Source organism: Limnospira sp. PMC 289.06 (assembly GCF_032350395.1).
Taxonomy (GTDB): domain Bacteria; phylum Cyanobacteriota; class Cyanobacteriia; order Cyanobacteriales; family Microcoleaceae; genus Limnospira; species Limnospira platensis.
Window position 1 is genome coordinate 33,710 of sequence record NZ_JARPLC010000036.1, and the last position, 8,294, is coordinate 42,003.

Consider the following 8,294-nt stretch of genomic DNA (forward strand, 5'->3'; position numbering starts at 1 on the left):
ATCTTGTAGTGAATGATTGGCGCTTTTGTCCTAAGCGTGAAAGGACAACTAAACATGACAATGGCTAATTTTCCTTGGCTGACGATTACAATTCTGTTTCCCATTGTGGCATCACTGTTTTTACCCTTTATCCCTGATAAAGATGGTAAAACGGTGCGCTGGTATGCCCTAATCGTGGGATTGATTGACTTTTCAATTATTGTTTATGCCTTCTGTACTGGGTATGACTTGAATACCCCCGGTTTACAGTTGGTAGAACGTTATGACTGGCTACCCGAAATCGGTTTGAGTTGGTCCGTGGGGGCTGATGGCTTATCTATGCCCCTGATTATCCTCACCGGATTTATCACCACCCTCGCGATTTTAGCAGCTTGGCCAGTCACTTTAAAGCCCAAACTTTTCTACTTCCTAATGTTGGCGATGTATGGCGGTCAGATTGCCGTTTTCGCTGTCCAGGATATGTTGTTATTCTTCCTGGTTTGGGAGTTGGAATTAGTTCCCGTTTACCTAATTCTTTCAATTTGGGGCGGTAAAAAGCGCCTGTATGCGGCTACTAAGTTTATTTTGTATACCGCAGGCGGTTCCCTGTTTATTTTGGTCGCAGCCCTGACTATGGCCTTCTATGGCGATACTGTTACCTTTGATATGCAGGCGATCGCCATTAAGGACTTTCCCATTAAACTAGAATTACTCCTGTATGGTGGGTTTCTGATTGCATATGGGGTCAAATTACCCATTTTTCCCCTTCATACCTGGCTACCTGATGCCCACGGGGAAGCTACCGCCCCCGCCCATATGTTACTAGCGGGTATCCTCCTAAAAATGGGCGGTTATGCCTTGCTACGCATGAATGTGGGAATGCTACCCGATGCCCATGCCACCTTCGCCCCCATTTTAGTGATTTTAGGCGTAGTTAACATCGTCTATGCCGCCTTCACTTCTTTTGCCCAACGCAACCTCAAACGAAAAATCGCCTATTCCTCAATTTCTCACATGGGGTTTGTGTTAATTGGTATGGGCTCATTCACAGAAATAGGCCTCAGTGGTGCCATGTTGCAGATGATTTCCCATGGCTTAATTGGGGCTAGTTTATTCTTCCTGGTCGGCTGTACTTATGACCGCACCCATACCCTCATGTTAGATGAAATGGGAGGGGTTGGTTTAAAGATGAAGAAAGTTTTTGCCATGTGGACTACTTGTTCAATGGCATCTCTAGCCTTACCCGGAATGAGTGGGTTTGTGGCTGAATTAATGGTGTTTATTGGTATCGCTACCAGTGATGCTTACAATGCCACATTTAAAGTGCTAGTCGTCTTCCTGGCTGCAGTTGGTGTAATTATTACCCCCATTTATCTGCTGTCCATGCTGCGGGAAATTCTCTATGGTCCCGAAAATCAGGAACTAACCTCCCACGAAAAACTGGTAGATGCAGAACCCCGCGAGGTATTTGTTATCGCCTGTTTATTAGTGCCCATAATTGGCATTGGGTTATATCCCAAAGTGGTAACACAAATGTATGATTCAACCACAACTCAACTTACCGCTTTAATGCGGCAGTCTGTCCCCACTTTGGTTAAGAATAATCCCATTGCTACCAATACTCAAGAATTGGTTTCTCTAAATGCTCCCATCATCGGTAAGTCCCTGTCTGAGAATTAACCAATTTAACCAATTCAATACCTAATTAATCATTCCCCCCCAACTGCTGGGGGGATTTTTTTATCATACCATAGCAGCCCTATAAACTTAACTGACAACATTTATAGCTGGCTTGATTTATGGGAAGTAATATAACCGCATAAAAACCATTTAGTTACCGTCAAGATATAGTAAGCACCTGTCATCATTAAAGCCACACTACCAAAGCGGATAATACCTTCAGAATGGTTTAACAACCGCTTGCTTTGTTTTGCTAATCCAGTAAACAAACTAGCTAGGAAAATCAACAGAGTATATCCCAGAGCATAACTCACCATAGTCAGGGTTCCGAGCAGTTGATAACCCCTCTCCGCCGCCCCTGCTAATACCGCAAATAACACCGGACTAGCACAGGGAGAACTCACCAAAGCCAAAGTTAAACCTACTTCTGGTAGAAGATGACCCTAAACTAGCTGAATTTATCGCATCGGAACTCATCACCCTAGAGGGATATCAGGTAACAGTTGCTTCTAACCGCATTGAAGGCTTAACTATAGCTCATAATTCTGACCCTGATATGTTAATTTTAGATTGGTGTCATTAATCAATAAGTATGATATAATTATATGTTGTCTCATCTTATCTTGTTGACACCAACAAAAGTAGCTCATGAATCCATTTTCTCATCAGAACCCTAATTCTCATAAAGATAATCAATCCCCCAATGGGTTAAACAATATCCATCATCCCTCGGAATCAGATATCGAAGACCTGCAATTTAATGAATATGATCCACGAGTAGTTAAAAATCTCAAAAATTCCTTTTTGTCTCTAGTAGTTATTGGCTTAGTTTTAGGGCTTTTTATTGCGGCGGGAGTTATATATATTATGAATCGATTTGATATTAATGCTCAACCTAGTAATAACTCTAGCATCCCACCAGTTCAAGAATTGTTATAAATTCTGTGATTAATTATTCAGTATTATAACGCTGTTGGGCGATTTCTTTAACTTGTTTAGCAAAATGAGGATAGTTGTCTAAAACACTGTCGAAATCTTCTTTTAACAGCACAAAAAGCTCACAATAGCTGAGGGTTTTAACGGACGCAGTGCGACGGGTAGAATAAACTAGAGCAATTTCGCCAAAAAATGACCCCGCTGACATGATTCTATATACTTTTCCGGTTTTTTCGGAAAAGGCTTGCACTTCTCCCCGCTGGATAAAATACATTTCATGTCCTAACTGTTCCTCCCTAATTATATAGTCATTTGGTGGCAATATTCTCGGTTTTAGTTTAACCACTAAGGCTTCAATACAAGCTGGATCAGCATTTTTAAATAGGGGGACTTTTTCCAATAATTCCTGATATAAATACAGATAAATTTTAGTTTTTAAAGAATTGGGAATTTCATCGAGAAAGTCCCGGTCAAATGATGTGTCTCGGTTGCATTCCCACAGATATTGATAGTAGTCCCTAACCTGCGCCTGTAAAAAAGCCGGAATTTTGCGATCGCGCATATAAGACTGAACTTGATCAAGTTGTTCTCTAAACCTAGCCTGACTAGCATCTAAACTACTGACCACAGAAGCCACATTACCAATAATAAACGCATACATAGACACCCCCAAAATCATGACAATTAAAGTAAATGCAATTTCTAAGTTACTGGTGGGGGTAATATCGCCATAACCGACAGTTGTTAAAGTAGTAATTGACCAATATAGAGATTTCATATATTGGGTAGCTATGGGGGCTGTATCTAAGTTAGAATTAATTAACCAAGAGTCTCCGTAAGCAATCATTGACTTACCAATCCAAAACCAGATACAGGCGACCCAATGATCAATCAGAAATATAATCAGCACTAACTCAGTCATACGCACTAGGGCTGGATTAATTTCAACATTAGTCTCCCATCGCCGAAAAATTCTAAAAAATTGCGACAGTCTCAACAGCCTCGGTATTCTGAGGATAGCCAATATCAATACTGATAATTGAGGAAAAAATAGCCTAGCCATTAAATCCAGGGGGAGACTAGCGGCTAGGTTCATTTTCAAATATGTAGCCAGGTAATTTTGAGCGATTTTTTGCAGGTCTGTAATACATTCTCCTTGGTCAATATATGCCATCCTAAATCTTAGGAAAATATCCATGATGAAAATTAAGTCTGCGGCTAAATCTATCCCTAACCATAAATGGGAAGTAGTGGTATCAAAAGCTATACGAAATGGGATAACAATAAAATTGTATAGTATCACCAAAACTAATAAACATTCCCATAAAAAAACTTCTTTTGATTCTGGGTCAAAGATTTGCATTTATATCATCTCTCCTGATTTACTGTATCCGGGATTACCAAACATGGGATAATTTTAAAAATTTTCAGGGATTTTTCGGCTTAGTCTCATCAAAATTTAAGTTATATGAGGTGATATATAACCATGGCATAGATATGGTATCTGAGGTAAACTTGGGGAACACTTGAGAAACTTGTGTTTTCCAAATTTCCGGTAATTTTAGCTAGATAGTTGTTACAATAACTGATCATCATAGTACTAGCCAATTAATCATGATTCAGACCACGATCGCACCATTTCACAAAACAATTAAATCCCCTTTAACCAAAAACTCGATTAGGGTTTTACAGATTAATCTAGGAAAACGCTGTAACCTCGCCTGTACTCATTGTCATGTAGAAGCTGGTCCCCGACGCACCGAAGAATTAACCCCAGAAATTTGTGAACAATTAATTGAGTTAATTCGGCGTTTTCCACAAATTGAAACTGTGGACTTAACTGGTGGTGCGCCCGAAATGAATTATGGTTTTAAGCCATTATTAGAAGTGGCGAAATCCCTCAATAAACAAGTAATTGTCCGTTCCAACTTAACTATTTATTTTGTTAAGGGATTTGAGGATATCCCCGCCTACTGTAGCCACCACCAAGTCAGGATTATAGCATCTTTACCCTGCTATTTGCAAGATAATGTCGATCGCATGAGAGGTTCAGGGGTTTATCAAGACTCGATCGCCGCCATTCAAAAACTCAACCAATTAGGATATGGTCACGCGCCGGATCTAATTTTAGATCTAGTCTATAACCCAGCTTTACCCACCTCAGACAGCTTTTCCCTACCCCCCCAACAGGAAAACCTACAACAAGCCTATAAGGTCTATCTGCGAGAGAAATTCGATATTGAGTTTAATCAACTTCTCACCATTACCAACCTTCCCATAGGTCGCACTAAGTTATTTTTACAGCGTCAAAAACTCCACGATAAATACTTAGATTTTTTGGCGGATAACTATAATCCTGATACCGTGGAAAATCTCATGTGTCGGAATGAATTATCAATTGATTATCTGGGAAATGTCTACGACTGTGATTTTAACCAGATGGAAAATCGACCCGCCAGAACCCCTGATGGTCAAAATATCACAGTTCAAACACTTCTGGAAGCTGACAGTTTAGATATCATTGAAACCGTCCACACTGAAGCATATTGCTATGGTTGTACTGCGGGCTGCGGTTCTAGTTGTGGAGGTGCTTTAACATGATGATTTTGGGGCTAGTTTAGGCTCATACCCTTGACTATTGCCTACCATAAAGCCGGGAATCTGTCAAGTAAAATCAATGATAATTCCTGGCTAATTAGCGGATAAGTTATAAGGTGAGTTTGGCAAAAATGTTGGCAATTCAAGATATATTAAGAAATGCGATCAAGTGGATAGACAGCTTAGGCGGCTGGGGGGCGGGAGTATTTATGCTCCTGTATATTGTGGCAACTGTTGCCTTTTTACCGGGTTCGATATTAACCCTAGGTGCGGGGTTTGTCTTTGGGGTAATTTGGGGTTCTGTTTATGTATCGATCGCCTCAACTTTGGGGTCAATTTGTGCGTTTTTAATCGGCCGATATTTAGCTAGGGGTTGGGTATCGGAAAAAATCGCCGGTCAGGAAAAATTCAAAGCGATCGATAATGCAGTAGGGAAGGAAGGCTGGAAAATCGTAGGACTCCTGCGCCTGTCGCCCATCTTTCCGTTTAACCTGCTAAATTATAGTTTGGGCTTAACCAAAGTTTCCCTAAAAGATTATTTTCTGGCTTCCTGGATAGGTATGATGCCAGGAACAGTCATGTATGTGTATATTGGATCTATTGCGGGTAGTTTAGCCACCCTGGGAACTGAGCGATCGCGCACAACAGGGGAGTGGATACTCTATGGCGTGGGACTTGTAGCCACCGTAGCCGTCACAGTCTATGTCACCCAAATCGCCCGCCGTGCGTTAAATGAGAAAATCGCCGATCCTGAACGATCCTAAAACCTTCCCAATCGAGAAAAATTAGTTATAATGGTGGCAGCTTTGCCCAAAATCAGGTCGCAGTCATGCCACGTCAGGATACAATTTTTGAGCGCTATTTAGCGCCCATGTTCAAATTATTGGTAGACCGAGAAGCGATCGATAACTTGGACAAAAGTATCGATTGGGAATCAGTGTGCGATCGCCTCACTGACCCCAACCTCGTCTATCCCCAATATTACCAAACCCAAGACTTTCACGGTATCGAGGGAGGATACCTGAATAAAAGCGCCGCCCTCACCTACGACCCCATTACCCAATACGCCATTCCCCCCAATGAAACCTGGGTCCGCCAAGAAGCTATTGATACCATTACCGTTAAACCTAGACGCATATTAGACCTAGGGTGCGGCACAGGTTCAACTACCCTACTATTAAAACAAACCTTTCCTAATGCCGAAGTGATCGGCTTAGACTTATCTCCCTATATGTTGGCGGTGGCGGAAACTAAAGCCAAACAAGCCGGGTTAGATATCAAATTCTATCATGGTTTAGCAGAAGAAAGCGATCGCTTTGAACCTCAATCTTTTGACTTAGTTACGGCTTCCCTGCTTTTCCATGAAACCCCCCCAGAAATAGCCATAGCGATAGCACGGGAGGCTTTCCGACTTCTGAAAGCCGGGGGAGAAGTAATGATTCTTGACGGTCATCAGAAAATCTTACGCCAAAACCCCTGGCTAACGGAAATTTTTGAGGAACCCTATCTTAAAGATTATGCCACCGGAAGCGTTGATGCAACTCTTGGGGCGGCGGGTTTTGCGAAAGTGCGATCGGAGGATATATGGTGGATAAATCAAGTTACCGTAGGTCTCAAACCGATTATTAACCATTCCCCCAACATCAATTCACAATGGGAACAACAGCCCAATCATAACCCATTTCCTGCCCCAGCCTAAGATAATTAATACTTTGGTAGGGGCGGGTTCTGCTGTCAATCTCAATTCCCACAGATAACACTCGTAAACCCGCCCCTACCCACCCCATATCCATCAATAATTGGTTATCATGTAGGGGCGGGTTCTGCTGTCAATCTCAATTCCCACAGATAACACTCGTAAACCCGCCCCTACCCACCCCATATCCATCAATAATTGGTTATCATGTAGGGGCGGGTTCTGCTGTCAATCTCAATTCCCACAGATAATTATTAATTAATAATTATTAATTAATAATTTCCATAGATAACATTTGTCCATTATCCATTAACTGGGTATGAGTTTAAAGGCTGTTATTTTTGATTTTAATGGTGTAATTATCAATGATGAATCGATTCATGAACAGTTAATCGAGGAATTATTGGTAGCTGAAAATCTGCGGGTGAAACCAGATAAAATTCGTGAGGTTTGCTTAGGAAGAAGCGATCGCGCCTGTTTACAGGATTTACTCTCATTATACGGCAGAGTCGTAACTTCTGAGGAGCTAGAAAACCTGATCGCGCGGAAAGCACAAGCCTATCAACAGCGGTTAAATGCTATGTCAGACCTACCTCTATATGATGGGTTGCGGGAACTAATTACACGCATTCAGACGGCGAATTTGAAAATCGCCCTAGTTACCGGCGCTATTAGAGAGGAAGTTGAGTTAGTTTTGACTCGCGCGGGGTTGATTGATTATTTTTCCATCATTGTCGCTGGGGATGATATTACCACCAGCAAGCCGGAACCTGATGGCTATTTATTGGCGCTACAAAGGCTAAATTCTGCTGATGAGACCTTGAATTTGCAGCCGGAAGAGTGTTTAGCTATTGAGGATACTTTTGCTGGTATTGAGGCGGCGAAACGCGCGGGTATTCCTGTCGTGGGGGTAGCCCATACTTATCCTTTCCATATGCTACAGCGTCGCGCTGATTGGTGTGTGGACTATCTCCAGGACTTGGAGTTAGAGAGGATTTTGGGAATCTCTGGAGAAGTTGCACTATCGGAACCCGATTGATGTTATAATCGGCGGTTGTGTCCTATCTCTCTCTATACTTGGGGAATTAGCTCAGTTGGTAGAGTGCTGCGATCGCACCGCAGAGGTCAGGGGTTCGACTCCCCTATTCTCCATATCGCTTAAAAGCCTATTCTGGCTACGATAACCGGGAAACACTCAACCCGATAGTCGTACCGTTACACTCAAAATGCACTCCATTCAGTCTTAGCACACGGGACAATTAGTGCATATCCCTTAGCAACAAATCTTAATTATTGACGGGTTAATCAATAAGCACAACTTAATCAATCTGTCAAATACCCATATCACCCCCCAGCAATTCTCATTTTGGAAATTCAACTGCTATCGGGTGGGATGTCTAACTCT

8 protein-coding genes and 1 tRNA gene are annotated in these 8,294 nt (G+C 42.0%); 7 read left to right on the forward strand and 2 right to left on the reverse strand.

Annotation, left to right across the window (positions count from 1 at the left end; translation table 11 throughout):
- Nucleotides 1-60: 60 nt before the first annotated feature.
- Nucleotides 61-1,659, forward strand: coding sequence for an NAD(P)H-quinone oxidoreductase subunit 4 (locus P5674_RS10085; protein WP_172973475.1), 1,599 nt, complete (start codon nt 61-63; stop codon nt 1,657-1,659).
- A gap of 101 nt (nt 1,660-1,760) precedes the next feature.
- On the opposite strand, the gene P5674_RS10090 is transcribed toward P5674_RS10085, so the two are convergent.
- The gene (locus P5674_RS10090; RefSeq protein ID WP_231852501.1) at nt 1,761-2,063 is read right to left on the reverse strand and encodes a cytochrome c biogenesis protein CcdA; all 303 of its coding nucleotides are present in this window, start codon (nt 2,061-2,063) and stop codon (nt 1,761-1,763) included.
- Between the two features lie 244 nt (nt 2,064-2,307).
- Between P5674_RS10090 and P5674_RS10095 the strand changes: the two genes are divergently transcribed.
- Nucleotides 2,308-2,598, forward strand: a complete 291-nt coding sequence (locus P5674_RS10095) for a hypothetical protein (protein ID WP_006620024.1) — start codon at nt 2,308-2,310, stop codon at nt 2,596-2,598.
- Nucleotides 2,599-2,611: 13 nt separating this feature from the next.
- On the opposite strand, the gene P5674_RS10100 is transcribed toward P5674_RS10095, so the two are convergent.
- Nucleotides 2,612-3,958, reverse strand: a complete 1,347-nt coding sequence (locus tag P5674_RS10100) for an ion transporter (protein ID WP_006620023.1) — start codon at nt 3,956-3,958, stop codon at nt 2,612-2,614.
- 251 nt (nt 3,959-4,209) lie between these two features.
- Here P5674_RS10100 and arsS point away from each other — a divergent pair, with 251 nt between their 5' ends.
- From arsS to P5674_RS10125, 5 genes are all read left to right on the forward strand, one after another.
- On the forward strand, nt 4,210-5,196 hold the full coding sequence (gene arsS / locus P5674_RS10105) for an arsenosugar biosynthesis radical SAM (seleno)protein ArsS (protein WP_006620022.1): 987 nt from the start codon (nt 4,210-4,212) through the stop codon (nt 5,194-5,196).
- A 128-nt stretch (nt 5,197-5,324) separates the two neighbouring features.
- Nucleotides 5,325-5,957, forward strand: coding sequence for a TVP38/TMEM64 family protein (locus tag P5674_RS10110; RefSeq protein WP_006620021.1), 633 nt, complete (start codon nt 5,325-5,327; stop codon nt 5,955-5,957).
- A gap of 65 nt (nt 5,958-6,022) precedes the next feature.
- A complete protein-coding gene (locus tag P5674_RS10115) occupies nt 6,023-6,892 on the forward strand; it encodes a class I SAM-dependent methyltransferase (protein ID WP_006620020.1) in 870 nt (289 codons plus the stop codon).
- A 316-nt stretch (nt 6,893-7,208) separates the two neighbouring features.
- A complete protein-coding gene (locus P5674_RS10120) occupies nt 7,209-7,928 on the forward strand; it encodes an HAD family hydrolase (RefSeq protein WP_006624778.1) in 720 nt (239 codons plus the stop codon).
- Between the two features lie 40 nt (nt 7,929-7,968).
- Nucleotides 7,969-8,041 (forward strand) — tRNA-Ala (locus P5674_RS10125).
- The last annotated feature ends 253 nt before the right edge of the window (nt 8,042-8,294 follow it).

Coding starts and splice junctions, on each gene's coding strand:
- P5674_RS10085 (WP_172973475.1), top strand. CDS start 61: ATGGCTAATTTTCCTTGGCTGACGATTACAATTCTGTTTCCCATTGTG.
- P5674_RS10115 (WP_006620020.1), top strand. CDS start 6,023: ATGCCACGTCAGGATACAATTTTTGAGCGCTATTTAGCGCCCATGTTC.
- P5674_RS10110 (WP_006620021.1), top strand. CDS start 5,325: ATGTTGGCAATTCAAGATATATTAAGAAATGCGATCAAGTGGATAGAC.
- P5674_RS10095 (WP_006620024.1), top strand. CDS start 2,308: ATGAATCCATTTTCTCATCAGAACCCTAATTCTCATAAAGATAATCAA.
- arsS (WP_006620022.1), top strand. CDS start 4,210: ATGATTCAGACCACGATCGCACCATTTCACAAAACAATTAAATCCCCT.
- P5674_RS10100 (WP_006620023.1), bottom strand. CDS start 3,958: ATGCAAATCTTTGACCCAGAATCAAAAGAAGTTTTTTTATGGGAATGT.
- P5674_RS10120 (WP_006624778.1), top strand. CDS start 7,209: ATGAGTTTAAAGGCTGTTATTTTTGATTTTAATGGTGTAATTATCAAT.